Below are 25,603 nucleotides of genomic sequence, written 5' to 3'. Positions count from 1 at the left end.
CATCAGCAAATAGGCGGGAAGATAACAAAGCAAGGAGAGAAAGCATGGCTAACTTATCCTCTTTGCAGGCAGTTCTCCAGAACTACATTTCCAGCACGCCAGGAATTCAAGGAGCGGCTGTGGTCACTCCCGATGGGTTGCCATTGGCATCCGCACTGCCCGTAGGCATGGACGAGGAAAGAACCTCTGCCATGTCTGCTGCCATGCTTGCTTTGGGGGAGAGGATCGGGAAAGAGCTGGGTCGTGGAACTATAGAGAGGGTCTTTGTGCAGGGAGAAAAGGGATATGGAGTTTTAACCCGCTGCGGCCCCGATGCTGTCTTGCTGACGATTGCTAGCGATGAGGTAAAGCAGGGCTTGCTGTTTTTGGAGATGAAGCGAGCTGCGGCAAGCATTGCGGAAGCCATGAAGTAGATAGGCTGAGTTTGACTTTGACCTGATTTTGAGGGAACTATGGCCATCAAACCCCTGGAGCTGTTGCAAGTCTTGATCTCGCGTACCGAATTTACGGATGAAGATAAGAAGATTTTGCAGCAAAATGCCGACTGGGGCAGCAGCATTGCCGCAGAGATGTCGGATACCTTTTACAACTACCTGGATCGCGACCCTGAGATGGCGGCAGTCATAGCCAAGCACAACCGGCAGCGTCTGGGCCAGACCTTTGCCGAGTGGTTTAGGGAAATGTTTACAGGCATGGACAACTGGGGCCCCCAGTACGCTGAGCGCCGCTGGAAAATTGGCCTAGTTCACGTGCGCGTTGGCATTGGCCCTCAGCATGTGGTGCCCGCCATGGCCACAGTGGTTCGGGAGGTGAGTCGTCGGCTAGTCAAGGAAGGTAAGCCCGAGGAACTGCGGGTGAGCCTAGGCAAAGTTTGTATGATCGACCTTTCTTTTATTGAGCAAGCCTACCTTGAGGTGGCCTACAACGCTGTGCAACAGGAAACGGGTATGAGCGAGGCCTTGTTTAAACGCTTGATCGCTACCGGAGCTAGCAGTTTAGCTTCTTCCTAACCAATTGGGTTTGAGCGGGCTGGTCTTTCGTGGGGGGAAGCTAACTATGGACAATATTCTCCGCATTGTTGTCACCGGGCCCGTGGGCGCTGGAAAGTCCACCTTTATTCGCACCATCAGCGAGATAGAGGTGGTCGATACCGATTGCAAGGCCACCGATGAGGTGGCAGAGCTAAAGCAAAGCACAACGGTCAGCATGGACTTTGGCCGCCTAAGAATTGGCGAAGAGGAAGAAGAGATGTGGCTGCATCTCTACGGCACGCCCGGCCAGGCCCGCTTTAGCTTTATGTGGGATATTTTAATCCAGCGCGCTCATGGCTACGTTCTTCTGGTGCCTGCCCACCTGCCTGGCCAGTTTTGCAATGCCCAGGCCATTCAAGCCTTTATGAGGTCCAGAACCCGTGCTCCCTCAGTTATTGGGATCACCCACGTCGATCACCCCAATGCCTGGGATCCGGAAGACATTTTGCTGATCCTGAACAACCAAGACGGCTCAATTCCCCACACGACCTTAAATGCTCAAGATCCGGCTTCTGTGGCCAACACGCTGCTCCTATTGGTTGAGCAACTGATGCCCCAGGTGGTTGTCCCAGCAGAAGATGCTAAGAAATGTTAAGCTAAGGGGAGTTGGGTCAGCTAAGTCTTATGGAGTCCCTCTACCTCAGCGGCGAGTTTTCCCGTAGCCTTGTCAACCCCCCTATCTACTCGGCCATTGCCCTGCTCAGCTTCTTGGCTATTATTTTCGGCATCATCTTTAAAGACAAGTTGGAATACCAGGTAGCCCTTTGGCAGCAGAACCGAGAGGGCCAGGGGCAGATCCGCTACCGCACGCCGGGGATCATCCTCAGCTACACCCTCTGCAATCTGTTTGCCTTTGGCTTTGTAGCTGCCTGTTTACACGTTTTTGGCCTATCTCTGGCTTTGGCGGCCTTGGTCGGCGGGATCCTTGTCTTCAGCACAGCAGGACTGATCTGGTGGCGGCTGGGATCCCTGCTGGAGCTGTTGGCAGTGGGGGGATCCCAAGCCATTGAACTCGACTTTTTGGATGCTGAGGCAGCGGTAGAAGGAGAATAGCAGCTTCTGGGCTCTCGCCAGGCGGCCAGAAAGGCGGCGGAGGTTATCGCCCAAGCGAGAAATGGACGCGGCAGGCAGCTTTGCTACGCTGGTAGCTGGGTCGGTTGCCGGACTGACACCGATAGTTCATCTAAACAACTAGCCCAGCTAGCCCAGTATTGATGCAGAACTTTTGGCAGGCCGTTGCCCAGCACCTCTCTGAAGCCACAGGGGATCCCTTGCATCCTCTACACTACCGTCCCCTGGGCGGGGGCAGCATCAACGCCGCCTACCAGCTTTCCTGTGTGCCTCAGGCTTCTTCTGGCCAGGAAAGACGGGACTACTTTGTCAAGGTGGCGGGGGGAGGAGAAAGAGCGCTGGAGATGTTTGCAGCAGAGGCGGCGGGCCTGCAAACCTTGGCGGCGGCCAATGCCGTGCGGGTGCCACAGCCGATTGCCTGGGGATCCTTTGATGGGCAGGCTTACCTGGTGCTGGAATACCTGGAGCTGAGTTCGCCCCGCCCCCAAACGGGAAGTTTGCTGGGATCCCAGTTGGCCCAGTTGCACTGCACGCTCTCCCCCAACGGCAACTACGGCTGGGATCGCAACAACACCATTGGTTCGACGCCGCAGATCAACAGTTGGCGGCAGAACTGGGTGGACTTCTACCGAGAACAGCGACTTCTCTACCAGGTCAAGCTGGCTTGTCAGCGGGGTTACCGCGGCGCCTGGGTGACGCAAGCCGAGCGGGTAATGGCGGAGCTAGAGACTTTCTTTCGCAACTACCGGCCCGTCCCGTCTCTGCTACACGGGGATCTCTGGGGCGGCAACTACGGCGCCTTGCCCGATGGCTCGCCGGTCATTTTTGACCCAGCCACCTACTACGGGGATCGGGAGACGGATCTGGCGATGACTGAGCTTTTTGGCGGCTTCCCGGCGGAGTTCTACCGGGCCTATCAAGAGGCCTATCCCCTGGACGAGGGGTATCCTCACCGCAAGCCCCTCTACCAGCTCTACCACTGGCTCAACCATCTCAACTTGTTTGGAGAGGGCTACCTGGGCTCAGTGCAGCGGGCCTTGCAGCAATGCTTACGCTTTCTTGCATAGTCTTGTTCTGCTCCCTCGCCTACGCTTAGTTACGGGGATAGCCAGCCGGCAGCTAGCGGCTCTTCTCTGGCGTCGCTTCCCCGGCCATGACCACAGCCCCCATATCTCCCAGCAGGCGAGACTGGTTGCGCAATATCCCCAACAGGTTCAGCCGGTTGGCTCGCAGGCTGGGATCCGGATCCATGACCAAAACCGCCTCGAAGAAACGATCCACTGCAGGGGCTGCTGCCTGTAGGCTCTCCACCAGTGGGGTAAAGTCTCCTTGGCAGGCTGGCCCCACGCCCAGCCGGTAAACTCTTTGACAGGCTTCGTACAGCTCCTGCTCTGCCGTCTCCTGAAACAGCCTAGGATTCACTGCAGCCGCCGGATCCAGCACGGCGTAGTCCAAATTCCCTTGGGTGGCCAGGCGGGCGCAGCGGTTGAGGGTGGGGTAGAGATCTGCCAACTCTCCAGTCGCTCGCAGATGCTGCAGGTACTCGGCCCGCAGCAGGGTGAGAGGCAGGTTGCTCAAAGCCCGCAAGGTCAGTTCCGCTTTCTGGGGCTCCTTGCCGTGGACAGACTCGGGATCCCCGACCACGGCTCTGACCAAGTCGTAGTCAATTCGCTTTTCCTCCTGCAGAAGGATTTGCAGCCGCTGGGCAAGAAACTCCTGCAAGGCCTTTAAGGTCCTTTCGTCTCCCGCCGCGTAGTCCTGCACCACCTGGCGCAGGAGCTCATTGACATCCAACCCCCAGTCAGCCTCCCAGGCAATCAATACCAGGCTGTTGGCAGCCCGCCGCAGGGCAAAGCGATCCGAAGAGCCCGTAGGGATCTGCCCCAGGTGGAACATGCCCACCAGGGTGTCTAGGCGATCTGCCCAGCCCACGACCCGCCCGGTCAAAGAGGTGGGCAGAGCCTCCCCTGCCCCCAAAGGCCAGTAGTGCTGCTCGATCCCCTCGGCCACGGCTTCAGGCTCGCCGTCCTGGCGGGCGTACTCGGCGCCCATGGTCCCCTGCAGCTCTGGGAACTCGTACACCATTTGGGTAACCAAATCTGCCTTGCACAGGTAAGCCGTGCGATCCACCAAGGCCTGCTCTTGGGGATCCAAGTTCAAGGCAGTGGCAATGAGGCGGCTGATGTGGCGGATGCGCTCTACTTTGTCGCGCATCGATCCCAGCCCCTCGGCAAAGGTAACCGCCTGGAGACGTTCCACCCGCTGGGCCAAGGGGAGGCGGCGATCCTCCTCGTAGAAAAAGCGGGCATCGGCCAAGCGGGCCCGCACCACACGGCTGTTGCCTGCCGCAATCCGCTCCGCTTGCCGGGGGTCGCCGTTGGAGATGGTGATGAAGTAGGGCAGCAGTTTTCCGGGATCCCGCCCATCCCGCACGGGAAAGTAGCGCTGGTGGGCAATCATCACCGTTTCAATGACCGCAGGGGGCAAGCGCAAAAACTCCGGCTCAAAGCGCCCCAGAACTGCCGTTGGCCACTCCACCAACTGCACCACCTCCTGCAGCAGAGCAGAGGGGATCTGGGCCTGCCCGTTCACCTGCTTGGCTAGCCGGGTCACCTCCGCCTGGATGTGCGCTGCCCGCGCTGCCGGGTCGGGGTTTACCCCTGCTGCTTGCATCTGCTGAACGTAGCTCTCGGCCCGCTCCAAGACGACCTGCGGGGATCCCAAGACGCGGTGGCCACGGCTTACCCGACCAGCCACTAAGCCCGACGGAGGATTGCCGTCAGGGGTAGGCCAGAGCAGAGGCAGCACCTGATCGTCCCAGAGGGAGACCAGCCAGCGGATGGGGCGGGGAAACTTGAACTCCCCGTAGCCCCAGCGCATCAGCCGCTTGCCGCTCAAGGAGGTGATCCAGATGGGCGCCAATTCCTGGAGCACCGCTGCTGTTGGACGTCCCTGCACCCGCTGCACGGCAAAGACAAAGGAGCCCTTCCCCACCTGCCGGATCTCCAGGCTAGTGGGATCCACCCCCTGTTTCTGGGCAAACTTTTCCCCGGCAGGGGTAAGCCGGCCGTCTTGGTAGGCCACCTGAACTGGCGGCCCCTTCACCTCCAGAAGGCGATCCGGCTGTTGGGTGGGCAGCCCCTGCAGCAGAACTGCCAGGCGCCGCGGCGTGCCGAAAAGCTGCATCTGCTCGGCCTGCAGATGGGCTTCTGCCAAAGAGGCCGGGATCCCCGTCCTCCACTGCTCTAGGGCCGAATCCACAAAGCTAGCTGGCAGCTCCTCACAGCCAACTTCCAGCAAATAGGCAACCATAGGCTCCGCCCGGCGCTAGCGACGTCTTTCCTCGGCGAGGGTGGGTGTTGATCGCGATTTCTCAGTCTAGCAGGGGAAGCGGGCTGCCGTTTGAGCCAGTCTCACTAGCCCTAGTACCAAGTGGAGTCTCCTGCCGCCAGAACACTCTCCTGCAAACGCGGCGGGTGGGCAGCAGGCAGATGCACCACGATCATGGGGAGGTCGGGACGATGGCGGGCGATGATCTCCGGCTCGCGGCTTAGGCGAAAGCGGCTGCGGGCTTCGCTGAGCACTCCCACCAACATATCCCCCGGCTGCAGGGCTTTGAGCACCTCGGCCACCAACCCCCCCTGCACCCGCTGTACCGGCAGATGGGCATAGCTTGCCGCCCCCGGGCCCGGAGAGCGCTCCCGCAGCGGTCGGGTTTGCACTAAGAGAAGCTGCAGCGCCGCTTTCAACTCCCCAGCCAGCGTCTGCGCCAGCCCAATCGTCTGCTGCAGGGATCCAGGAGACACTTCCAACTCTGGGGCTGCCAAAAGGATGCGCCGCGTCGTCTCGAGCGGAACAGGGAAGCGCGCGATTAGCACCGGGATCTCCACCTGCCGCACCACGGCGTCAATGGTGCTGCCGAAGAAGTTTTCCGCGTAGGTGGAGTAGCCCTTCCAGCCCAGGATCACCAAGGTCGCCTGCCGCTCCAGGGCCGAGCGGACGATTCCCTTTTCCACCGAGTCATCCACCCGGCGAATGGCTTCCACCCGCGCTGCAGCGCTGTGGGCTAGGGACTCGGCAAAGGACAACAACTGCTCTTGCCGGGCCAGGGCTGCTGGCGAGATCCCAGCACGGTCAGACAAAACATGCAGCGGCAGCAGTGTTCCCCCATCTTTTTTGGCCAGAATCAGAGCCAACCGCAGCAGGTTGCTCTCAGTCTCGGGGTTGACTACCGGCACCAGGACGCGGGATCCCCAGGCTGGCCTAGGCAAGTCGCTGGCTTCTGATGCCACCTCCCTAGGCTGGAGCTGCTGCCCCCAGCGGGCCACAATCCAAGGCGAGGCAACACAGGTCACCAGGATCATGGCAATGGTGCCGTTCACCGTCAGCTCATCCACCAACTCCACCTGAAAAGCCACCGTGATGGCCGCCAGAGTAGTCGCCGCCTGAGCCATCGACAAACCGAACATGATCATCGTGCTGGCAAAGCGCCAGCCAAACAGTTGGGCCGGGATCCAAGCGGCCAGAAACTTGCTCACCACCTCCGCTGCGATCATCACCCCTCCTACCAGCAGCGAGCGCGGCTCTCCCAAGAGAATGCCGGGATTGATCAGCATCCCCACCGAGATCAAGAAAAAAGGCACAAACAGGGTGTTGCCGATAAACTGGATCCGGTTCATCAGGGGGCTGAGAGGCGGGATGATGGGGGTAATGGCCGTCCCGGCCAGAAAGGCTCCCACCACCGGCTCAATGCCGATCAACCCCGCTCCGTAGGCCACCACAAACAAAGTGGCGATCACGAAAGTAAACTCTGCTCCCTCGTCGTGACCAAAGCGTTGAAAGAACCAACGGCCCAGCCGGGGCACCCCCCACAGGGTGGCGAAGGTATAAAGGACGATTGAAGGGATCAACGTCAGCCAAAATTGCGGCGTCAGCTCCCCTTGGTAGGCGCGCACCACCACCGCCAGCACCAACAAAGCCAGGACATTGGAGATGAGGGTGGCCCCCAAGGTAGCCGTTACCGTTTGCAGGCGCATCAACCCCAGCTTGGAGACAATGGGCAGCCCAATCAGGGTATGAGAGGCAAAGCAGGAGGCCACCAGCACCGCCGCCAGGAAGTCATACCCAATGGCCAGCATGGCTGCTGTGCCGATGAGCATGGGCAACAGGAAGGTAAACGCCCCGAAGATGCTGGCCTTGCCGGCGTTGAGCTTTAAATCCTCCAGGCTGGTCTCCAGCCCGGCCATGAACATGAGAAACAACAGCCCCACCGTGCCCAACAAGACGATGGTCTCGTCCCGCTGCAGGATCCCCAAGCCGTAGGGCCCCACCACCAACCCGGACAAGATCAGGCCGATGATCCCCGGCAGGCGCAGTCGCTCAAATAGCAGCGGGGCCACCAGCATGATCGTCAGGATGATGAGGAATACCAGCACCGGGTTTTTCACCGGGCCGACTACGGCTAGAGGGATCCCTGAAATTTGCAGCCAGCTAGCCAGCATAGATACCCAAAGGACAGCAACCAGATGCCCGCCTGAGTCTATCAGATTCTTCCAGGTTCGAGGTGCCTTGCAAAAAGGGCAAAGGGATCCCCAGTTGCCGAGGATCCCTCGAATCCCATCAAAAGAGGTCTGCCTAGCTGGCAGAGGCGGAGCTAGTCTTCAAGGGGATCCCCTGTCCAGGGATCCCAGAACAGATACACTCAGGCTGCCGCCAGCCGAGCGTTGGCAGCATCCCAGTTCACCAGGTGCTCCAGGTAGGCGGTGATGTAGTCAGGCCGCCGGTTCTGGTAGTCCAGGTAGTAGGCATGCTCCCACACATCCAGTGTTAGCAGGGGAACTTGGCCGTGGACCAGCGGGTTTTCCGCGTTGGGGGTTTTGGTCACTTTCAGGGTGCCGTTGTCCAGCACCAGCCAGGCCCAGCCGCTGCCAAACTGGGTGGCCGCCGCCGTTTTGAAAGCCTCCACAAACTTGTCGTAGCCGCCTAGATCAGCGTTGATCTTGTCGGCAATGGGCCCTGTCGGCGCGCCGCCCCCGCCTGGCTTCATGGATTCCCAGAAAAAGGTGTGGTTCCAAACCTGGGCAGCATTGTTGAAGATGCTCACTTTGTCAGGATCCCCAAACGTGGCCTTGATGATTTCTTCCAGGGACTTGTTGGCCAGCTCGGTGCCTTCGATCAGCTTGTTTAGGTTGGCCACATAGGCCGCATGGTGCTTGCCGTGGTGGTAGGAGAAGGTTTCTGCCGACATGTAGGGCTGAAGCGCGTCGGCAGGGTAGGGCAGAGGTGGGAGTTCAAAGGCCATAGTCGTCTGTCCTCTGGGTCTTGTGCGAAAGATGCAAGAAAGGACGCCGGGAAGGCAAGCCTAAACCAGACAAAGGCGTTACCTTTCTTTGCAGTCTTAGTGTAACTCAGAACCACTACGCTCTGGATCCCCCAGTCATGGCGGTGGGGATCTGGTGCCCCAGCGCCCTGTTTGCCTTGGCCTGAAAGCCCAAACCAGCGGGATCCCTGCCCCAGCAGCTCGATCAGCAGGGGGACAACATCAAAGCCGCGGTGATGGCGGCAATGGTAACCCCATTGCGGGTGAAGTTGAGGGTGTCGCGGCTGAGCTGGAAAAAGCGCTCGTCCCAGCGTTTGACTTCCGCCTCCAGGCGTTCTTCGGCACAGGCAATGCGCTCCTCTGCTTTGGCAATCCGTTCCTCAGCCTTGGCAATGCGCTCCTCGGTGCCGGCAATGGTTTGTAGCAGCTCTTGGTTTTGCCGGGCCAGTTGGGCGATGGCCTGGGCGTTGGCCTCGACAGTGCGCTCAATGCGCGCCAACCGCTCCTCGCTATCGCTCATGGTTGGGGAGGGGGAAAGTAATCGGGGCTGGGGAAATCCTGGGGCGGGATCCCTTGCAGGGCCTCTGTCATAAAGCGCTTCCAGGTGGGAGCGACAAAAGCGCCTCCTGCCGTACCCGGGAGCATGGGAGAGTTGTCGTCGTTGCCAATCCAGATGGCAGTGGACAGTTGCGGCACATAGCCGATGAACCAAGCGTCGCGGAAATCCGAGGTGGTGCCCGTTTTGCCAGCCACCGGTCGCCCATCGTCCAGACGGGCTGCCGTCCCGGTGCCCTGGGTTACCACCCCTTTGAGGATCTGGTTGAGGGTGGCCACCGCCCAGGGATCCAAAACCTGCCGCGGCTGGGGTTTGGCCTCGAAGAGAACTTGGCCGTCGCGACCCACCACCTGGGCTAGGAGCGTCGGCTCCACCCAGTAGCCGCCGTTGGCAAACACAGCATAGCTGGCTGCCATCTCTAGGGGGCTGGCGCTGGCCGACCCCAGGGCAGTGGTTAAGTTGGGGGGCATCTCGGCGCTGAGGCCGGTGGCCTTGGCTGCAGCAATGACGTTGTGGATCCCGACTTCCTCTGCCAGCTTGACGGTGGGCACGTTGCGGGAGAGCTCCAAGGCGCGGGCAAAGGTGAGGGGGCCGTAAAAGGTGTTGTCATAGTTTTTCGGCCTGTAGGGAGGAGAGCCGGGATAGGTGACGGGGGTGTCGTAGAGGATGCTGTAGGGTGTGTAGCGGCCGCTAGCCAGGGCCGCATAGTACACGTAGGGCTTGAAGGTGGAGCCAGTCTGGCGAAAGGCTTGAGTGGCGCGGTTAAATTGGCCCCGCCGAGCGTTGATGCCGCCCACAAGGGCCTTGACGTAGCCTGTGCGGGGATCCACCGCCGCCAGAGCCATCTGATCAGCCCGGCGAGTGGCGGTAAGGCGAGGCCCGTCTTCGTTGACGATGCGCTGGGCAATGCGCTGCAGCCGCAGGTCGATAGTGGCCTGAACCCGCAGCCCTCCCTGGAGGATGGCCTGCTCGCCAAAGCGGCGCCGCAGCTCTGCCTCAATGGCGTCGGTAACCGCCGGCGCGTTGCTTTGGAAAGAGGTGATGCGGCCAAAAGTCAGCTTCTGCTCTCGCGCTGCCTGGGCCTCTTCTGGGGTAATCCACTTGAGCTGCACCAGGCGATCCAGCACCAGCCGTTGGCGCCGCTTGGCTGCCTCCAGGTTGCGAAAGGGGCTGAAGATTTCTGGCGCCGGCAGGATCCCGGCCAGCATTGCTGCTTCCGCCAAGTTGAGCTCCGCCGCATCTTTGTTGAAGTAGCTGCGGGCTGCCGCCTGAATGCCGTAGAGATTGTGCCCCCAGTACACCTGGTTGAGGTACATCTCTAGGATCTCGTCTTTGGTGAAGACCTGCTCCAGCCGCACCGCTAGCACGATCTCGGCCACCTTGCGGCTGAGGGTGCGCTCCGGCTTTAGAAAAAGGTTTTTCACCAACTGCATCGTCAGGGTGGATCCACCCCCCGCCGAGCCCCATCCCCCCTCGACGCTGCCCAAGAGTGCCCGGCCCAAGCTGACCGGGTTGATGCCGGGGTGGGTGTAGAAATGGCTGTCTTCAATAGCCAGCAGCGCTTTCTTCATCTCCGGGGAGACTTCTTCGAGGGAGATTACCTCCCGGTTGGCTTCCCCGTGGAGGCTAGCAATGGGCTCGCCGTGGATATCGACAATGTGGGTGGTGGCCACCGGCACGTAGTTCCGCAATTGACGCACATCGGGCAGGTTGCGGAAGCTAATGGCCAACCCCAACAAGCCAGCAGCCGTTGCCGTAGAGCCCAAAAGCAGGGATCCCAGCAACAGGTTGCCCACCGTGCCAGCAACCTGAGCAAGCCAGGAGAAGCGGGTGGGCGGGATGTCAGCGGTATACTCGTCGTAGTCCAGGTGGGGAAAGGGGCGGCTGGAAGAGTGCCGCGGAGCTCTCGAGGGTCTGGGACTGTAGGTCACGTCAAGAACTCCGTCACTTCAGCGTTGCGGAGAACCCCAAGTTTGCCCCATTATAGGGCGGCGCTTCCTGGGCCGGCAGGGGATCCTCGCCGCCTCTAGGCAAGGGAATAAAATGGCTCATGTTGCCTCTCAGTGCAGAGATGGAGCCAACTCCTATCTCTTCCGCTCTAGAGGATCCCCGCATTGCCGAGATCACCCAGCGGGGGGTAGCCGAGATCTTTCCAGGGGGAGCGGCAGCTCTGGCAGAGCGCCTAGCCAAAACCGATCGCCCCTTGCGGGTCAAGCTGGGCATCGATCCCACGCGGCCGGATCTGCACCTGGGCCATGCGGTGGTCTTGCGCAAGTTGCGCCAGTTCCAGGATGCCGGCCATGTGGCTATTTTGCTCATCGGTGACTTTACGGCCCTGGTCGGGGATCCCACCGGCCAATCGGAGGCCCGTCCCCGCCTGACCCCAGAAGAAGTGGAAGAAAACGCCCGCACCTATCTGGAGCAGGCTGCCAAGATCCTGGACTTTGAGACCCCTGGCCGGCTGGAGGTGCGCCGCAACAGCGAGTGGCTAGCCCGCCTCACCCTTAGCGAGCTCATTGAGCTCCAAGCCCAAATGACAGTGGGGCAGATGTTGGCCAAAGAAGACTTTGCCCAGCGCTACCGCTCAGGAACGCCCATCTACCTACACGAATTTCTCTACCCTCTCCTGCAAGGCTACGACTCGGTGGCACTGGAGGCGGACGTGGAGTTGGGGGGAACCGACCAGCGCTTTAACCTCCTAGTTGGCCGGGAGCTACAGCTTTGGAAAGGGCAAACCCCGCAGTTTTGCCTAACGGTGCCTCTTTTGGAGGGCTTGGATGGCTACCAGAAGATGTCCAAGTCCAAGAACAACTACGTGGGCTTGACCGAGGATCCCCTCACCATGTACTCCAAGCTGGAGAAGGTGCCGGATCACCTGGTGCAGCGCTACTTCGAGTTGCTCACCTCAGTGCCTCTTTCGGAGCTGCCGGCGGATCCCCGTCAGCGCCAGATTCTCCTAGCCAAAACCCTAGTGGCTCAGTTTCACTCCCCTGAGGTGGCAGAAGAGGCCCAGCGCACCGCCCAAGCCCTGGTGTTGCAAGGTGAACTTGTCGAGACCGCCTCCATCCCCACCTTTGCTGTCGAGGGCTTGTCCTATCCGGTTAAGCTCAGCTACATCCTGCGCGAGTCCGGCCTGTGCAAGAGTGCCGCCGAGGCCCGTCGGCAGATTCAAGGGGGCGCCGTGCGGCTAGATGGTCAAAAGGTGGAGGATCCCAACCTGGAGTTTGCCAACGCTTCGGAGCTAGCGGGGCGGGTTTTGCAGGTGGGCAAAAAGGCTTTCCGGCGGCTGGTGGTGGGTAATTCCCTCACCGAGCACGGGCAGTCTTGAAGCCAAGGCCAGGTTTTTTGAAGGGTGGTGAAGTCGGGAGAGTTGTTGAGAAAACCGACTCTGGCCTGGATCAGCTTGATCTGGCCTCGGCCAATGCCTCAGTGAGCTTTTGTCTTACCAGCTCTTGGGCTTGCAAAATATTGGGATCTGCTGCCCATTCTGGCGCTTCCCTGACCGGGTCATCTTCGGAAGTAAACTCCAAATCATAAACCTCGCTGCGGTAGATGGGGCTGAAGCATTCCCAAGCCCGCAAACTGTAGAAGTAGGGAAATAGCCGCACGATGCAATCGATATCCAAAGCCTCGGCAAAGCGGCGAAAAGCCTCTTCTTCTGAGACCGGAAAAGGCGCATAGTGCTCGGAGACAAACCACTTCAAAAACTTGCGGGCCTCTGGAACAATTTGCTCAGGGGCCATGGATTCCAGCACTGCTGCGTTGAAGCAGTTGACCAACAGGTGCTCCAGCAGCACGGCGTTGTACTCGGCAAAGCAGGTTTGCTCGCGGCTTTCCACCGGCTGCCAGGGCATGTTGCCGTTGGCGGCAATAAATAGGTGCACCAGGTCGTGGGAAGGGTTGGTTTGAATAAAGCCATGTCCCTCTAGTTTGGCGCCGTCGCAGCTAAAGAGCTGGAATTGAGGGCTCCAGTAGAACTTCAGTTGCTTTGCCGCCATGCTCTAGCCGTCCTCTTGTCCAATGACGGGATCCCTTCACCTGAATTGACAAGCTGTTATGCACTATAGGCCATGGAAGAAAGCGCTGGCCTCATTTGACAATCAGCCGGAGATCAAGCTCTCCATCATTGGCAAAGTCGGAGCCGCCTTCGCACAAGACAGACTTCAGCCCCCCTATCAGGATCCAAGCGGCTGGTCGAGCTAGAGTCAGCTGAGCCTACTTCCGCCGCTGCCGCTACGAGGCAAGGGCTCTGACCACGCAGCGCTTGCCGCCGGCGAGGGTAGAATGCCAGGCTGAGAGCAAAAGCAGCATTGGCAATGGGTGAAGACATGACACAGCGTGCTCAGCAGGGATCCCCAGTTGGCGGCAGGGCCGAGCGGTGGGAGGGGGGGAGGAAATCGCTCCGGCTGGTTTTGGCCGCTGTATTGCTTTGGGCGGTTTGGCTGGGTGGGATCCCGGCGCTGGCGCTGCCCCAAGGGGATGCCATTACCGATCCGCGTACTCTCTTGCGGCGGGCCCTGCCCATCCAGGACAGTCGGATTTGGGAAATCGATGAAGCCATCACCAAAATCGAGGCGGACCTGAAGTACAACCGCTGGTCGGCCGTGCGGGGAGATGTGCGCCAGGTGGAGCGGCTTCTGGACCGCTACACGGATCCCCTGCTGGCGGAGTTGCCCCCTGAGCAAGCTGCTGCCGCCTCTGAAGAAATTGCCGCTCTGCGGCAGGAGTTGCAAACCATCAGCCAGGCCACGGAGCGCAAACCCAAGGGCAAAGAAGAGGCTCGCGCCGCCTACGACCGTCTGGTGGACAAACTGGGATCCCTGGAGAGCAAGTGGGTGGGGGCTTTCCCCTACGAGATCCCGCAGGAGTATGCCGACAGGCCCCAGCTCCTGGGCCGAGCAGAAGTGGAGCTGAACACCACCGCTGGGCGTATGGTGATCACCCTCGATGGCTATAGTGCTCCAATCACTGCCGGCAACTTCGCTGACTTGGTGCAGCGGGGCTTCTACGATGGCCTGACCTTTGATCGAGTGGAGAAATTCTTCCTTGTGCAAGCCGGGGATCCTCCTGGCCCTGCCGACGGCTATGTGGATCCGGCCACGGGCAAAGTTCGCACCATTCCTCTGGAGATTCGCGCCAAAGGTGAATTAATGCCCCGCTACGGCCAGACTTTTGAGCAACTGGGCCTCTGGGATGTGGAGCCGGCTTTGCCTTTTTCTGCCGAGGGAACAGTGGCTATGGCTCGCTATCTAGAGGATCCCAACAGCGCCTCTTCTCAGTTCTTCATCTTCATGGCCGAGCCGGATCTCACCCCCGCCGGCCTCAACCTCATGGATGGCCGCTACGCTGTGTTTGGGTATGTTACTGAAGGCACCGAGGTGCTGCGCAAAATTAAGCTGGGGGATCGCATTCTAAGCGCCCGCATCATCTCGGGCAAAGAAAACCTCAAAAATGCCTAAAGCCGTTTCCGCAAGCGAGGGGAATCCCCAAGAGGCAGTATGATCGGTAGGGCTGGCAAGCCACAGCTTGCAGGATGCCCTTGCCTAGGAGACAGGGGGAAGCGACTGTGAGGTACTTCAGCAGGCAAGTCCGTCGGGGTCAATCCTCGCTAGGGCAGGAGCGCTGGGCTCTTGTCGAGGCCCGCCTTGAGCAACTGCTTAGAGCCGCTGAAGCCAACTTGCAGGCCAATGCCGAGTTGCGCCAACAGCAAGAGAAGCTGCAGCGCCAACTGGAGGCCGAGTGCCGCCAAAGCCAAGCTCTGCGCGACGCCATCGTTGACCTGCGCGCTAGCGTCATGGAGCTGCGGGAGGGACAGGCCTTCTGGCAAAGCCAGGTAGACGATCTGCGCACCTGCCTGCGGGATCTGCTCAAAGAACACAGTGAGCTGGTGCAGATCATTGCCCAGCAGCAGCACATTCTCAAGGATTGTAAGGAAGTCATCCGCGCCATTCTGGAACACATGCGGGACGACCATCGCGACTTTCGCTCTGCCCTCAACATCTTGCTGGAGGAACTGCACCAGACCGTGCGCTGCTTAGTTCTCCAGTCAGGTGGCTCCCTTCCCAAATCTGCCCGCCATCCTGAAGCGCCAGAGGTCGATCCCGCCGCCGACAAAACCTCTTTGGCCTAGCGCCCTTCTGCAACGGCTAGAGCGGACAGAGCAGGTGCAACTCCCTAAGCCGTTCCCCCCTGACTACCAGTGCTACGCTTGTTCTGCCTCCAGCTCAGCCTTGGAAAGAATCTGGGTTCGCCGGGGATCGCCGAAGGTTTTCTTCAGGTGGCGCAGCTCTTTCTTCAAATAGCTCAAAAGCTTGCGGCGGTCGCTGAGTAGCCCCTGCAATTCTTCGATGCGGGCCTGTAGCTGGGACTGCTCTTGCTGCAAGCGTTCCCGTTCCAAGGCCGTCAGGCGGCGCAGAGGCATGGCTAAGATGGTCTCCGCCTGCTGAGGGGTACAACCCAAGCGGGCCTGCAGTTGGGCTTTGGCGGTGGCGCCATCGGATGCTTGCTGCAGCAGGTCGATCACCCCCTGCAGATTGGCCAGGGCCAGCACCATCCCCGCCACTTCTTCTACCTTGCGCTGTAGCTGCTGCAGTTCGGCGCGGAACAGGCGGTTGAGGGTGGCTTCGCGAAACTGTAAAAAATGCTGCAAGATTTGCTTCAGGTTAAGCTGCTGCGGCTTGCCATCCACCAAGGCCAGCAGGATTACCCCAAAGTTGCTCTGCAAAGGGGTCAGCTCATAGAGCTGCTGCAAAACCTCCTGGGGGTTGGCCTCCCGCTTAAGCTCCACCACCACGCGAATGCCTTTGCGATCCGACTCATCCCGCAAGTCGGCAATGCCGCTGAGACGACCCTGGGCAACCAGCTCTGCCACTTTCTCAATCCAGGCGGCTTTGTTCACCTGGTAGGGAAACTCGGTGATGACTAGGGCGGGCCGCCGGTGGCGTCCTTTGCCCGGCTGAGCCTCCTCAAAGTGGGCCACTCCCCGCAGGGTGATGGAGCCACGCCCGCTGAGATAGGCTTCGCGGATCCCTTGGCTGTCGACAATCTGGCCGCCGGTGGGAAAGTCCGGCCCCGGGATCCAGCGCAACAGCTCCTCGGCGCTGAGGTTGGGACGGTCAATCAGAGCCAGCAGGCCGTCCACCACTTCTCCCAAGTTGTGGGGCGGAATACTGGTGGCCATGCCTACGGCAATCCCGGAAGCGCCGTTGAGGAGCAAGATGGGCAGGCGGGCTGGCAAAACAGTCGGCTCGATGTGGGATCCGTCGAAATTGGGGGCAAAATCGACGACCTCTTCCGAGAGCTGCTCCAGAAGCACTCTGTGGCTCAGGGTCGACAGTCGGCACTCTGTGTAGCGCATGGCTGCCGGCGGGTCGTTGTCCACCGAACCGAAGTTGCCGTGTCCCGCCACCAGGGGATAGCGGCTGGAAAAGTCTTGGGCCATGCGCACCAGCGCGTCATAAACTGCCTGATCCCCGTGCGGGTGGTATTTCCCCAGCACCTCCCCCACCACCCGAGCGCATTTGCGGTAGGGGCGATCCGGCATTAGGCCCAGCTCGTGCATGGCGTAGAGGATACGGCGATGGACTGGCTTGAGGCCATCCCGCACATCTGGCAAGGCCCGCCCCACGATCACGCTCATGGCGTATTCTAGGTAGGAGCGCTGCATCTCCTCCCGCAAATCGGTTGCAATCACCCGCCCTGGACGGGATCCCGGTAGTTGCCGAGTCATGACCCAGCGGAGCCTCTAGCGCTGTTTCGTCTCCAGAAAGTGCCCTGCAGGGAATGCTAGCCTAGCCTGTGAGAGCTGGCGTCCAGATGGCAAGGGAGTGGCAGAGCTATGCAGCCCAAGACCCTTGGGTCGGCCCTAAAATTGATGGTAGCTGCTGCTGCTATTAGCGCCGCCATCAAATACGGTGGCCCCTACCTGGCCTTGCCGAAGACTCTGCCGGTAATGGTCACCATGATTGCTTCCCCTGCTGTGGTTATGGCCGCCCTTCTGTGGCGCTGGCAACAGCGCTCTTCCCTCTCCCCAACCCTTACCCAAGACCTTCAGGGCTCGCCACCAACGGCAGGGCTTAAAGACCTGGACTGACCTTCCCCCTAGCGGAGACAAACGATAGGCCGGATCGCTACTGCTGGGTAAGGCGCAGGGTTACTGTCGGGCTAGTTTGGCTACCAGAAGTAGCCGTGAGGTTGACCTGATACACCGTGCCGGCGGCCGGAATGGGGGGTCGGACGGTGATGGTAAAACGGCCCTGCCCATCGGCCTGGACAGTTTGGTTCATCACCGTCTGCTGAGCGCTGAGAATGCCCCCCACTGAAGTTGAGGCCGTTACTGTTACCCGCACCGAAGCATTGGGAGCCGTGGTGCCTTGCAGCGTAAAGGAAGGGCCGGCAACCCGATCCCCGTCCCGCAAGTTAGTAATCTGGGGCACCAGGCTGGGGACAGTGGTAGTTGCGGAAACTTCTTGGGCGGCAAGACGCTGGATACCGCCGCCAGCCCCCTCGATCAAGCGAGCTGGCTGTTCTGCAGTCATAAAGCGCACCTGGCCGTTGTTTTCCAAACGCGCAATGACGATCCCTTCGCGAGTAGCATCTTTCGGTTCGACGAGGACGTTGACCACGTAAGTGCCGCTGGAAACTTCCCGGGCCTGTAGAGTTTGCACCTGCCGTCCATCCTGAATGAGGTAAACGGTTACTCGGCTAGAGGGAGTGCCTTTAACGGTTACCAGCAAGATCTCGCCTGCTGACAGGGGGCGATGGCCGGCGTTGTGATCTACTAGATCAATGGAGGCACGGACAGGGCTGCCCACCGTAAAGCTCCAGGTGACGCGGCGGGTCACTCCCTGGGTGTTGGTGAACTCCAGCAAGACTTCGTGACGCCCTGACGGCAGGGGCTGAGGGGGACGGTAGGTAAAGAAATCGCGCGTGATCACTGCTTCCGAGGTAACCTCTCTGCCATTCAGGAAAACCCTCACCGTTTCCGGGCGTACGCTGACCCCATTTTGGCTGCGAAAAGAAGCCGAGATTGGAGAGGTAGGCTCAACATCGGTGGCCGCCTGAGCTGGGCTGGGATTCGTAACTTGCTGGGCCTTTGCTGGCAAGCCCGCCAACCCCACAATCGCCGCGCCAGCCACCAGAACCCTGCGAAACCGGGGACACCACTGATTGCTCATGAGACCGTCCAAAGGAAAAGTTGAGTTGGGGCAGCTTTACCCCTGCCTAGCCAGAAGCTGGATCCCAGCCTCCTCTCTGCATCCTGTTCCAGCTGGCAACCTCTGTCAAGATGCGGTGTCTTTGCAACCCAGTTGCGGAGAGGAGGTGAAGGGATTCGCACTGACATCAATTGACAAAGATGGCGCCTGTCTCTTGCAGGTCTAGGCAGTGATCGCCCGAAACGTCGTTGACTAGGCGCACCTCCACGGTGATTACATTCGCGGCATCCACACTCACCTGGTAGCCCACCGGCCCCAACATGGGTGTGTTGATGGCCAGGCAGTTGGGGAGGGTCAGGTTGCTCAAGCGTAGCGTTTCTCCCGGCTGCAGTTCCGAGATACCCTGGCGCGGATCGGTAAAGCCGTACTCCAAAGGCAGGCCAGTGCGGTTGCGGACTACCACCTCAACAGGTGGGGTGGGGTTGAAGCGAGCCACTGGCCGGTCAAAGACCGCTTGATCCACACCCACTGGCAGGCGCGGCAGCGGCACCGTTTGGAGGGCAGGCTGAGCGGCAACCCAGGGGGATCCCTGGAGCAGCATTCCACTGATCCCGCCAGCCAATAGAGCTGCTACCCTCCCACCCTTGCTTTTGCCTAGCTTTGAGGCGCTCATACGCTACAGGCTAGGGATCCCTGCTGGGCGTATCAAGGGTTAGCCTAGGAGACGACGGGCAGTATTGAGCACATTCTCCACCGTGAAGCCAAACTTCTCCATACACACGGGGCCAGGGGCAGAAGCGCCGAAGCGGTCAATGCCAATGGCTACCCCCTCAAAACCCAGGTACTTGTGCCAGCCAAAGGTGGAGCCCGCCTCGATGGAGATGCGCTTAGTAACGTTGGGAGGTAAGACAGAGTCCCGGTAACTCTGAGGCTGGGCCTCAAATAGCTCCATGCAGGGCATGGAGACCACGCGCACCGCCCGGCCTTCCTGCTTCAGTTGGGCAGCAGCCTTCACCGCCAGCTCCAGCTCTGAGCCGGTGGCAATCAAGATTAGCTCCGGGTTGGGGGCATCCACCACCACGTAGGCTCCCTTGGCCACTCCCTCCACAGAGGTACCTTCCACGGGATTGACCGCCTGCCGGGTAAACACCAGCACCGAGGGGGTGGACTTGGACTCGAGGGCTACTTGGTAGGCTCCTACCGTCTCGCGAGCATCAGCAGGGCGGATGACGTAGAGGTTGGGGATAGCCCGCAGGGAGGCCAGTGTCTCAATAGGCTGGTGGGTGGGGCCGTCCTCTCCCAGGGCAATGGAGTCGTGGGTCATCACATGGAGCACCCGCGCCCGCGAGAGGGCCGACAAGCGAATGGCCGGCCGCATGTAGTCGCTGAAAACCAAGAAGGTGGCGTCGTAGGGGATAAGGCCGCCGTGCAGGGCCATGCCGTTGGCGATAGCTCCCATAGCGTGTTCCCGGACTCCAAAGCGGAAGTTGCGCCCGTGGTAGGAGCCGGCCTGAAATTCTGGGATCCCCTTTAGGTAAGTCATGTTGGAGTGGGCCAGATCGGCAGATCCGCCCAGCAGCTCAGGTACCGCCTTGGCCAAGGCGTTAAGGCAAAGACCTGAGAGATTGCGGGTGGACTCCCTGCCGATTTCGGCAATTGGCGCTAGGGCTTCTTTCCAGCCCACAGGCAGCTCGCCCGCCATGATCCGTTTAAACTCAGCAGCCTCTTCTGGGTAGGCCTTCTCGTAGGCGGCAAAGCGCTCGTTCCACTCGGCCTCGGCCCTGGCCCCTCTTTCAATGGCTTGGCGAAAGTGGGCCAGCACTTCGTCGGGAATGTAAAACTCAGGCTCCAGCGGCCAGCCCAGGTTTTGCTTGGTGAGCTTCACCTCCTCTGGCCCCAGCGGTGCTCCGTGGACGCTCTCAGTGCCAGCTTTGTTGGGGGAGCCGTAGCCAATGGTGGTCTCGACAATGATCAGGGAAGGCTTGTCGGTAACTTCTTTGGCTTTCTGGATAGCGTCGGCAATCCCCTTCAGATCGTGGTTGCCGTCCTCCACTTTTTGCACATGCCAGCCGTAGGCCTCGTAGCGTTTGCCCACATCTTCGGTAAAGGTAATTTCCGTCCTGCCATCGATGGAGATGTGGTTGCTGTCGTAGAGCATGATCAGCTTGCCCAGTTTGAGGTGGCCAGCTAAAGAGGCCGCTTCCGAGGCCACCCCCTCCATGTTGCAGCCGTCGCCCAGGATCACGTAGGTGTAGTGGTCAACAATCGTGTGGCCAGGCTTGTTAAAGCGGGCCGCAAGGTGAGCTTCAGCAATGGCCAGCCCTACTGCATTGGCCACCCCCTGCCCCAGAGGGCCCGTGGTCACCTCCACGCCAGGGGTTTCAAAGTTTTCCGGGTGGCCGGGGGTTTTGGATCCCCACTGGCGAAACTGCTTGAGATCTTCAAGACTGACGTCAAAGCCGGTCAGATGTAGCAGAGCATACAGCAGCATGCAGCCGTGGCCTGCCGAGAGGACAAAGCGATCCCGATCCACCCACTTGGGGTTGCGGGGGTTGAACTTCAGAAACTGCTGCCAAAGCACATAGGCCATGGGTGCTGCCCCCATCGGCAGGCCAGGGTGGCCGGAGTTGGCCTTCTGAACAGCATCCACCGCCAAAAAACGAATGGTGTTGATGGCAAGTTGTTCCAGAGAGGGAGGAGCAGCAACAACCATGTGGGATCCCTATCGCTCGACACTCGCTTTCCAGTATGCCTTGGTACTCCCGCCAACCAAAGCAGGGAATACCTATGAAAAGGTTTGCAAAGGCGCTACCTGCCCCCGCTTTGGCCCCCTCAGCAAGCTGCACCGCCTTGGCAACCGCGTAGCAGGACGAAGCCCTTGGCTTCGTATCGGCCAACCCTAGTCTAGTACAAGTTGGTAATCAAAGTGCTTGCGGGCTTTTGCCCTGCCCTCAAGGCGGATAAGCTAAGAGATACACGAGTTGCCGTTGGTGGCTAGTTGGAGGGTTTTCTTTGAGTGCCGTTGCTTCCCCTAGTGGCAAACCAGCCTGGCTGCGGGCCAAGGCACCTCAGCGGGTAGGCTCCGTCAAACAGCTGCTGCGGGACTTAGGTCTGAACACCGTCTGCGAAGAGGCCTCTTGTCCCAACCTAGGAGAGTGCTTTGCCAACGGCACCGCCACCTTCTTAATCATGGGCCCAGCCTGCACCCGCGCCTGCCCCTACTGCGATATCGACTTCACCAAGCGCCCTTTGCCTTTGGATCCCACCGAGCCGCTGCGAGTGGCAGAGGCTGTGCAACGGCTAGGGTTGCGTCATGCCGTGATTACCTCCGTCAACCGGGACGATCTCCCCGATGGGGGAGCCAGCCAGTTTGTTGCCTGCATTACCGAAATCCGCCGCCGCATGCCCCAGACAACCATCGAGGTCTTGATCCCGGACTTGTGCGGCAACTGGCAGGCCTTGGAGCAGATTCTCGCTGCCCGCCCCACGGTGCTTAACCACAACACCGAAACCGTGCCCCGCCTCTACCGGCGGGTTCGTCCCCAGGGGAACTACGAGCGCTCCCTTAAGCTGCTGGAATTGGCGCGGCAGTGGGATCCTGGCCTTTACACCAAGTCGGGGGTAATGCTGGGGCTAGGAGAAACTGCGGCAGAGATTTTGCAGGTGATGCAGGATCTCCGCCGGGTAGGCTGCGACATCCTCACTCTTGGCCAATACCTGGCGCCCAGCCCCAAGCACCTGCCGGTGGAGCGCTACGTGCCCCCAGAGGAGTTTGACCACTGGCGACGGGTGGGGGAAGAGCTGGGCTTTTTGCAGGTGGTGTCCTCCCCGCTTACCCGCAGCTCCTACCATGCCGAGGCTGTCCAAGAGCTGATGCAGCGCTTTCCCCGACAAGGAACTGTAGGCCCAGGGAGGGATTTTCTACGCTAGGGGGATGCGGTAGGATTGAAATGAAGAGATAGGAGGGGCAGGCGGCCGCGTCCTCGCTGTCGCCACTAGACAGCAGGATGAGGAAAGTCCGGGCTTTCAGAAGAACACACCGCTGGGGAAAGCCCAGTGCGGGAAACCGCGAGGATAGTGCCACAGAAACATACCGCCGATGGCTGGGAGTCCAGCACAGGTAAGGGTGCAAAGGTGGGGTAAGAGCCCACCAGCAGCGTCGTGAGGCGCTGGCTCGGTAAACCCCGGTGGAAAGCAAGGCCGCAGCCGCAGGACTATGGCTGTTCTTCGCCCCTGTCGGCTGCACCGAGGTCACGGTACTCAGCCAAGTGGTTGGGGAAGGGTGGCCTCGGTGGTGGTGAGCCGCTAGAGGGTGATGGCAACATCACTCCCAGAGAGATGGCCGCCAGTGGGGGCTGCTCTTCGGAGTACCCCACTACAGAACCCGGCTTACAACCTCCTCATCTCTTCTCTTTTTTTAGGTTTCCTTCATCCCCCTCAAGGCCGCCATCCACAGCTTTACACAGATATCGAGAAGAGAGGCGGCGCTGATGTCATTTTCAGAAGTGCCTTTGTCCCCTGGATTAGAGGAGGGCTGGTTACCGTCGTCGGCAGGCAAGCCAGCGGTAACGGCCAACACAGCTGTCCCCAGAATCATCAGGTGGAGAACCCCAGCAGCTGCGTGAAGGCGCTCCGGGTCAATTGCCTGGAGTTCGGGGCTGGGGATCTGCTGCAGGTAGCCGGCTAGCTGCTCTTGGGCCTGCAGGAAGCCCGCTCTCAAGGCGCGGCGATGCTCCTCGGAGTAGCAGCCTGCTTCTCCCACCAATGAGCGCACCAGCTCAGGGTTATTGGCTAGAGCCTGGAAGCAGGTTTGGACATAGCGCAGGAGAATGGCTTGCAGCTCAGAGCTCTGGAAGGTGGCAGGAGCCGCCGGCAGGGGTAAGTCGGCAATCCCGGAGAAAACTCCCAGCTCACCGAATACGGCTAGGAGGAGTCCCTGCTTGCTGCCAAAGTGGCGAAACAGGGTTACTTCGTGAACCCCCGCCAAGTCTGCAATTTGGCGGGTGGTAGTCTGGGCAATGCCCTGTCGGACGAATAGCTCTCGAGCTGCCTTTAGCAGCCTTTGCCGGGAAGAAGGACGTGCCATGGTAGGGGATGGGGTAAGGAGCCAAGAGAGGATCCTGAAGACGAGAAGCAATCTGCAAGTATCGCTTGCACTTGGGGTGAAATATCGTTAAGCTTAACCTCAGGCCAGATGACATCGTCTGCTCTGTTGCCCTCTTGCTGCTGTCCGCCTACCTTGCTGAAACTTGCCCTGGCAAGGGTGGGGAAGGCACACTGCGTTTCCTAGTGCTGGGGGCGGCAACCGTGCAGGGAGCGATTGGACTCTGCGCCACTTTACTTCTCTACCTTGAGGCTTATCTAGTTCATGGCAATCTCTCTTTCCCCCAAGTCCTTGGGCAACTCCGACGGCTCCGCATCCCAAAAGTCTTTCCGCTTTGCTTGGGAATTCGCTCTTTTTTTCCTAGTTCTCCACGCCATTGCTTTGGTGGGCGGCATTCTTTTCTTCTCTTGGCCTGCCTTGGGAGTGGCCCTATTTTTCCACTGGTGTTTTGGCAGCTTGGGGATTTGCCTGGGGTATCACCGCCTTCTCAGCCATCGCAGCTTTCAAGTGCCTAAGTGGCTGGAATACGTCTTTGCTACGCTCGGTACTCTGGCTCTTCAAGGAGGGCCAATCTTTTGGGTAGGTGGCCATCGCCAGCATCACGCATTTACTGAGGATGAGGAAAAGGATCCCTACTCGGCCCGCAAAGGCTTTTGGTGGAGCCACATGCTTTGGCTAATCTACCAGCGAGAAGAATTTTTCAACCCTGAGAAGTATTTTGCCTTTGCGCCTGACTTGGCTCGGGATCCCTTTTACCGCTGGCTGGACAAATATGGGTTGCTGCTGCAACTGCCGCTAGCTGCCGTGCTCTATCTGTGGGGAGGTTGGTCGTTCGTTATCTACGGCATTTTTGTACGGACGGTGCTGCTGCTGCACTGCACCTGGCTGATCAATTCGGCCAGTCACTTTTGGGGCTATCGAACTTTCGAGAGCAACGACAATGCCCGCAACCTTTGGTGGGCTGCCCTTTTGACCTACGGCGAAGGCTGGCATAATAACCACCACGCTGATCCAAAGTGTGTAAAAGCAGGCTTGCGTTGGTGGGAAATTGACATGACCTACTGGGTCATTTGGGTGCTGGCGCAGCTAGGCTTGGCCCGTAAGTTGCACCTACCAGCTCAAAGCCAGTAACCCTCCGAGGCACTCCTGCCCCAAGAACTTTTCCAGCTAAAAGTAGGCCAGGGATCCTTTTCTGAGATCCCTGTTCGGCAAGCAGAGGAAACTAGCCCTCTAGAGGGCTATACTGCCATGGCCCATAGTGGTCAAGGATACGCTGAATTTGCTCTATGTCAGCCTCTGGCGCTTGGTAAATGTGCAGCGCCTCAATTTGGCTAGCGGAGTAGTTAAAGCTGGGATCTTTTTTCCATTCCAGCTGTGTTTCTACCCCGGGAACACAAGCCAAGTGGGCAGCTAGCTCCCGATAAACCATCAGGGGCATAGAAGGGTAGCGAACGGCGTAGCGTTTCAGTCCAGCCGGAATCACAGGGTTACCTTACGGGGTCTTTGCTTAGCTCTGCTTCCTTATTTGTTGGATAACACAGTCTGGCCACAGGGATAAGAGGGGGGAAATACTTTCTGGCGAACATCCTCAGCAAAAGCTTCCACTGCTTCCCGGATTACCTGTCTTAAGTTGGCGTAGGCCTTAGCGAAAGGTGGGATCCGCTCGCTTAGGCCTAGGAGGTCATGGGTGACGAGGATCTGGCCATCACAGCCTGGGCCAGCCCCAATTCCCAAGGTTGGAATCCGGAGTTGCTGGGTAATTTGGGCAGCTAAGTCCGCCGGCATGTGTTCTAGAACTAGAGCAAAAGCCCCGGCTTGCTCTAGGTTTAAAGCTTCCTGGCGCAGCCGCTCCGCCTCTTCCGGCGTTTTCCCTTGCTGGCGGTAGCCCCCCAGCTGGTGTTTGGCCTGGGGCGTGAGGCCGATGTGGCCTAGAACGGGGATCCCTCGCTGCACCAGAAAGGCCACCGTCTCAACCATGGCCGGGTAGCCCCCTTCCAGCTTCACTCCATTTACCCCCGCCTCCTTCATCAGCCGTCCTGCCGAGAAGAGGGCCTGTTCTTTGCAGACTTGGTAGCTCAAGAAAGGCAAGTCGGCTACCAAAAAGGCCCGTTCTACGCCGCGGCGCACCGCCTGGGCATGGTGGATCATCTGCTCCAGGGTCAAGGGCAGGGTGCTGCTATGGCCCAGGCTGGTCATAGCCAGGCTATCGCCCACCAGGATTAGGTCAATCCCAGCCTGATCCAAAATCTGGGCTGTGACGTAGTCGGCAGCTGTGAGGGCCACCAGCGGTTGACCGGTCTGCTTAGCCTGGCGGAAGTGGTGAATGGAGAGGGCAGCCATACTTCCTATGATCTCATCGAGTCGCAT

General features: G+C 59.7%; 23 protein-coding genes, 1 other RNA gene and 1 pseudogene. 12 read left to right on the top strand and 13 right to left on the bottom strand.

Going from position 1 to position 25,603, the window contains the following annotated elements; all coding sequences use genetic code 11:
* The first annotated feature begins 44 nt into the window (after nt 1-44).
* The 5 genes from NW833_RS00740 to NW833_RS00720 all read left to right on the top strand — a co-directional run bounded on the left by NW833_RS00740 (nt 45) and on the right by NW833_RS00720 (nt 3,169).
* Nucleotides 45-413 (top strand): roadblock/LC7 domain-containing protein, encoded by a 369-nt coding sequence (locus tag NW833_RS00740; RefSeq protein WP_414405343.1) that lies wholly within the window; start codon nt 45-47, stop codon nt 411-413.
* A gap of 39 nt (nt 414-452) precedes the next feature.
* Nucleotides 453-1,010 (top strand): protoglobin domain-containing protein, encoded by a 558-nt coding sequence (locus tag NW833_RS00735; protein WP_414411219.1) that lies wholly within the window; start codon nt 453-455, stop codon nt 1,008-1,010.
* A gap of 46 nt (nt 1,011-1,056) precedes the next feature.
* Complete coding sequence (locus NW833_RS00730) at nt 1,057-1,626, top strand: GTP-binding protein (RefSeq protein ID WP_414411218.1); 570 nt, start codon at nt 1,057-1,059, stop codon at nt 1,624-1,626.
* Between the two features lie 29 nt (nt 1,627-1,655).
* Complete coding sequence (locus NW833_RS00725) at nt 1,656-2,084, top strand: hypothetical protein (protein WP_414411217.1); 429 nt, start codon at nt 1,656-1,658, stop codon at nt 2,082-2,084.
* Between the two features lie 161 nt (nt 2,085-2,245).
* Nucleotides 2,246-3,169, top strand: coding sequence for a fructosamine kinase family protein (locus NW833_RS00720; protein ID WP_414411216.1), 924 nt, complete (start codon nt 2,246-2,248; stop codon nt 3,167-3,169).
* 52 nt (nt 3,170-3,221) lie between these two features.
* Here the strand turns inward: NW833_RS00720 and glyS are convergent, their stop codons facing one another.
* From glyS to NW833_RS00695, 5 genes are all read right to left on the bottom strand, one after another.
* The gene (gene glyS, locus NW833_RS00715; protein WP_414411215.1) at nt 3,222-5,414 is read right to left on the bottom strand and encodes a glycine--tRNA ligase subunit beta; all 2,193 of its coding nucleotides are present in this window, start codon (nt 5,412-5,414) and stop codon (nt 3,222-3,224) included.
* A gap of 110 nt (nt 5,415-5,524) precedes the next feature.
* On the bottom strand, nt 5,525-7,603 hold the full coding sequence (locus NW833_RS00710) for a cation:proton antiporter (protein ID WP_414411214.1): 2,079 nt from the start codon (nt 7,601-7,603) through the stop codon (nt 5,525-5,527).
* 200 nt (nt 7,604-7,803) lie between these two features.
* Nucleotides 7,804-8,403 carry a superoxide dismutase gene (locus NW833_RS00705; protein ID WP_414411213.1) on the bottom strand — a complete coding sequence of 200 codons (600 nt, stop codon included), beginning with the start codon at nt 8,401-8,403 and terminating at the stop codon, nt 7,804-7,806.
* Between the two features lie 223 nt (nt 8,404-8,626).
* Nucleotides 8,627-8,941, bottom strand: a complete 315-nt coding sequence (locus NW833_RS00700) for a hypothetical protein (RefSeq protein ID WP_414411212.1) — start codon at nt 8,939-8,941, stop codon at nt 8,627-8,629.
* On the bottom strand, nt 8,938-10,908 hold the full coding sequence (locus tag NW833_RS00695) for a transglycosylase domain-containing protein (protein ID WP_414411211.1): 1,971 nt from the start codon (nt 10,906-10,908) through the stop codon (nt 8,938-8,940). The genes NW833_RS00700 and NW833_RS00695 overlap by 4 nt, the downstream gene beginning before the upstream one ends.
* Nucleotides 10,909-11,048: 140 nt before the next feature.
* Here NW833_RS00695 and tyrS point away from each other — a divergent pair, with 140 nt between their 5' ends.
* On the top strand, nt 11,049-12,305 hold the full coding sequence (tyrS, locus tag NW833_RS00690; protein ID WP_414411250.1) for a tyrosine--tRNA ligase: 1,257 nt from the start codon (nt 11,049-11,051) through the stop codon (nt 12,303-12,305).
* A gap of 70 nt (nt 12,306-12,375) precedes the next feature.
* On the opposite strand, the gene NW833_RS00685 is transcribed toward tyrS, so the two are convergent.
* Nucleotides 12,376-12,975, bottom strand: a complete 600-nt coding sequence (locus NW833_RS00685; RefSeq protein WP_414405352.1) for a hypothetical protein — start codon at nt 12,973-12,975, stop codon at nt 12,376-12,378.
* Between the two features lie 330 nt (nt 12,976-13,305).
* On the opposite strand from NW833_RS00685, the gene NW833_RS00680 reads away from it, so the two are divergent.
* Together NW833_RS00680 and NW833_RS00675 are read left to right on the top strand one after the other, a co-directional pair.
* On the top strand, nt 13,306-14,436 hold the full coding sequence (locus tag NW833_RS00680; protein ID WP_414411210.1) for a peptidylprolyl isomerase: 1,131 nt from the start codon (nt 13,306-13,308) through the stop codon (nt 14,434-14,436).
* Between the two features lie 107 nt (nt 14,437-14,543).
* Nucleotides 14,544-15,107, top strand: coding sequence for a hypothetical protein (locus NW833_RS00675; protein WP_414393635.1), 564 nt, complete (start codon nt 14,544-14,546; stop codon nt 15,105-15,107).
* Between the two features lie 78 nt (nt 15,108-15,185).
* On the opposite strand, the pseudogene NW833_RS00670 reads toward NW833_RS00675, so the two are convergent.
* Nucleotides 15,186-16,706: pseudogene (locus NW833_RS00670) on the bottom strand (DNA gyrase/topoisomerase IV subunit A); the annotation flags it as partial.
* Between the two features lie 108 nt (nt 16,707-16,814).
* On the opposite strand from NW833_RS00670, the gene NW833_RS00665 reads away from it, so the two are divergent.
* Entirely contained in the window at nt 16,815-17,069 is a 255-nt protein-coding gene (locus NW833_RS00665) for a hypothetical protein (RefSeq protein WP_414405354.1), read from the top strand.
* A gap of 37 nt (nt 17,070-17,106) precedes the next feature.
* Here NW833_RS00665 and NW833_RS00660 read toward each other — a convergent pair whose 3' ends face one another.
* The 3 genes from NW833_RS00660 to tkt all read right to left on the bottom strand — a co-directional run bounded on the left by NW833_RS00660 (nt 17,107) and on the right by tkt (nt 20,845).
* Nucleotides 17,107-18,153, bottom strand: a complete 1,047-nt coding sequence (locus NW833_RS00660; RefSeq protein ID WP_414411209.1) for a hypothetical protein — start codon at nt 18,151-18,153, stop codon at nt 17,107-17,109.
* A gap of 166 nt (nt 18,154-18,319) precedes the next feature.
* Nucleotides 18,320-18,805, bottom strand: a complete 486-nt coding sequence (locus NW833_RS00655; protein WP_414411208.1) for a hypothetical protein — start codon at nt 18,803-18,805, stop codon at nt 18,320-18,322.
* A 39-nt stretch (nt 18,806-18,844) separates the two neighbouring features.
* On the bottom strand, nt 18,845-20,845 hold the full coding sequence (tkt, locus tag NW833_RS00650; protein WP_414393626.1) for a transketolase: 2,001 nt from the start codon (nt 20,843-20,845) through the stop codon (nt 18,845-18,847).
* Nucleotides 20,846-21,144: 299 nt separating this feature from the next.
* Here tkt and lipA point away from each other — a divergent pair, with 299 nt between their 5' ends.
* Together lipA and rnpB are read left to right on the top strand one after the other, a co-directional pair.
* Nucleotides 21,145-22,062, top strand: coding sequence for a lipoyl synthase (gene lipA / locus NW833_RS00645; protein WP_414393624.1), 918 nt, complete (start codon nt 21,145-21,147; stop codon nt 22,060-22,062).
* A gap of 29 nt (nt 22,063-22,091) precedes the next feature.
* Nucleotides 22,092-22,540: RNase P RNA component class A (gene rnpB, locus NW833_RS00640), an RNA gene on the top strand.
* A 9-nt stretch (nt 22,541-22,549) separates the two neighbouring features.
* Here rnpB and NW833_RS00635 read toward each other — a convergent pair.
* Nucleotides 22,550-23,218 carry a TetR/AcrR family transcriptional regulator gene (locus NW833_RS00635; protein WP_414411207.1) on the bottom strand — a complete coding sequence of 223 codons (669 nt, stop codon included), beginning with the start codon at nt 23,216-23,218 and terminating at the stop codon, nt 22,550-22,552.
* A 282-nt stretch (nt 23,219-23,500) separates the two neighbouring features.
* Here NW833_RS00635 and NW833_RS00630 point away from each other — a divergent pair, with 282 nt between their 5' ends.
* Nucleotides 23,501-24,367 carry an acyl-CoA desaturase gene (locus NW833_RS00630; RefSeq protein WP_414393620.1) on the top strand — a complete coding sequence of 289 codons (867 nt, stop codon included), beginning with the start codon at nt 23,501-23,503 and terminating at the stop codon, nt 24,365-24,367.
* 91 nt (nt 24,368-24,458) lie between these two features.
* Here NW833_RS00630 and NW833_RS00625 read toward each other — a convergent pair whose 3' ends face one another.
* Both NW833_RS00625 and panB read right to left on the bottom strand, forming a co-directional pair.
* Nucleotides 24,459-24,719, bottom strand: coding sequence for a hypothetical protein (locus tag NW833_RS00625; RefSeq protein ID WP_414393619.1), 261 nt, complete (start codon nt 24,717-24,719; stop codon nt 24,459-24,461).
* Between the two features lie 38 nt (nt 24,720-24,757).
* Nucleotides 24,758-25,576 carry a 3-methyl-2-oxobutanoate hydroxymethyltransferase gene (gene panB, locus NW833_RS00620; RefSeq protein WP_414393617.1) on the bottom strand — a complete coding sequence of 273 codons (819 nt, stop codon included), beginning with the start codon at nt 25,574-25,576 and terminating at the stop codon, nt 24,758-24,760.
* Nucleotides 25,577-25,603 lie beyond the last annotated feature (27 nt).

Origin of the sequence: Synechococcus sp. O70.1, from assembly GCF_047462215.1 — a bacterium.
In the GTDB taxonomy this organism is placed as follows: Bacteria; Cyanobacteriota; Cyanobacteriia; order Thermostichales; family Thermostichaceae; genus Thermostichus.
The sequence above is the reverse complement of the archived record's forward strand: the minus strand, read 5'-3'. Positions and strand labels throughout refer to the sequence as shown.

What these genes read in the sequence shown, in the direction of transcription:
- NW833_RS00740 (WP_414405343.1), top strand. Translation starts at nt 45, where the DNA reads ATGGCTAACTTATCCTCTTTGCAGGCAGTTCTCCAGAACTACATTTCC.
- NW833_RS00735 (WP_414411219.1), top strand. Translation starts at nt 453, where the DNA reads ATGGCCATCAAACCCCTGGAGCTGTTGCAAGTCTTGATCTCGCGTACC.
- NW833_RS00730 (WP_414411218.1), top strand. Translation starts at nt 1,057, where the DNA reads ATGGACAATATTCTCCGCATTGTTGTCACCGGGCCCGTGGGCGCTGGA.
- NW833_RS00725 (WP_414411217.1), top strand. Translation starts at nt 1,656, where the DNA reads ATGGAGTCCCTCTACCTCAGCGGCGAGTTTTCCCGTAGCCTTGTCAAC.
- NW833_RS00720 (WP_414411216.1), top strand. Translation starts at nt 2,246, where the DNA reads ATGCAGAACTTTTGGCAGGCCGTTGCCCAGCACCTCTCTGAAGCCACA.
- glyS (WP_414411215.1), bottom strand. Translation starts at nt 5,414, where the DNA reads ATGGTTGCCTATTTGCTGGAAGTTGGCTGTGAGGAGCTGCCAGCTAGC.
- NW833_RS00710 (WP_414411214.1), bottom strand. Translation starts at nt 7,603, where the DNA reads ATGCTGGCTAGCTGGCTGCAAATTTCAGGGATCCCTCTAGCCGTAGTC.
- NW833_RS00705 (WP_414411213.1), bottom strand. Translation starts at nt 8,403, where the DNA reads ATGGCCTTTGAACTCCCACCTCTGCCCTACCCTGCCGACGCGCTTCAG.
- NW833_RS00700 (WP_414411212.1), bottom strand. Translation starts at nt 8,941, where the DNA reads ATGAGCGATAGCGAGGAGCGGTTGGCGCGCATTGAGCGCACTGTCGAG.
- tyrS (WP_414411250.1), top strand. Translation starts at nt 11,049, where the DNA reads ATGGAGCCAACTCCTATCTCTTCCGCTCTAGAGGATCCCCGCATTGCC.
- NW833_RS00685 (WP_414405352.1), bottom strand. Translation starts at nt 12,975, where the DNA reads ATGGCGGCAAAGCAACTGAAGTTCTACTGGAGCCCTCAATTCCAGCTC.
- NW833_RS00680 (WP_414411210.1), top strand. Translation starts at nt 13,306, where the DNA reads ATGACACAGCGTGCTCAGCAGGGATCCCCAGTTGGCGGCAGGGCCGAG.
- NW833_RS00665 (WP_414405354.1), top strand. Translation starts at nt 16,815, where the DNA reads ATGCAGCCCAAGACCCTTGGGTCGGCCCTAAAATTGATGGTAGCTGCT.
- NW833_RS00660 (WP_414411209.1), bottom strand. Translation starts at nt 18,153, where the DNA reads ATGAGCAATCAGTGGTGTCCCCGGTTTCGCAGGGTTCTGGTGGCTGGC.
- NW833_RS00655 (WP_414411208.1), bottom strand. Translation starts at nt 18,805, where the DNA reads ATGAGCGCCTCAAAGCTAGGCAAAAGCAAGGGTGGGAGGGTAGCAGCT.
- tkt (WP_414393626.1), bottom strand. Translation starts at nt 20,845, where the DNA reads ATGGTTGTTGCTGCTCCTCCCTCTCTGGAACAACTTGCCATCAACACC.
- NW833_RS00635 (WP_414411207.1), bottom strand. Translation starts at nt 23,218, where the DNA reads ATGGCACGTCCTTCTTCCCGGCAAAGGCTGCTAAAGGCAGCTCGAGAG.
- NW833_RS00630 (WP_414393620.1), top strand. Translation starts at nt 23,501, where the DNA reads ATGGCAATCTCTCTTTCCCCCAAGTCCTTGGGCAACTCCGACGGCTCC.
- panB (WP_414393617.1), bottom strand. Translation starts at nt 25,576, where the DNA reads ATGGCTGCCCTCTCCATTCACCACTTCCGCCAGGCTAAGCAGACCGGT.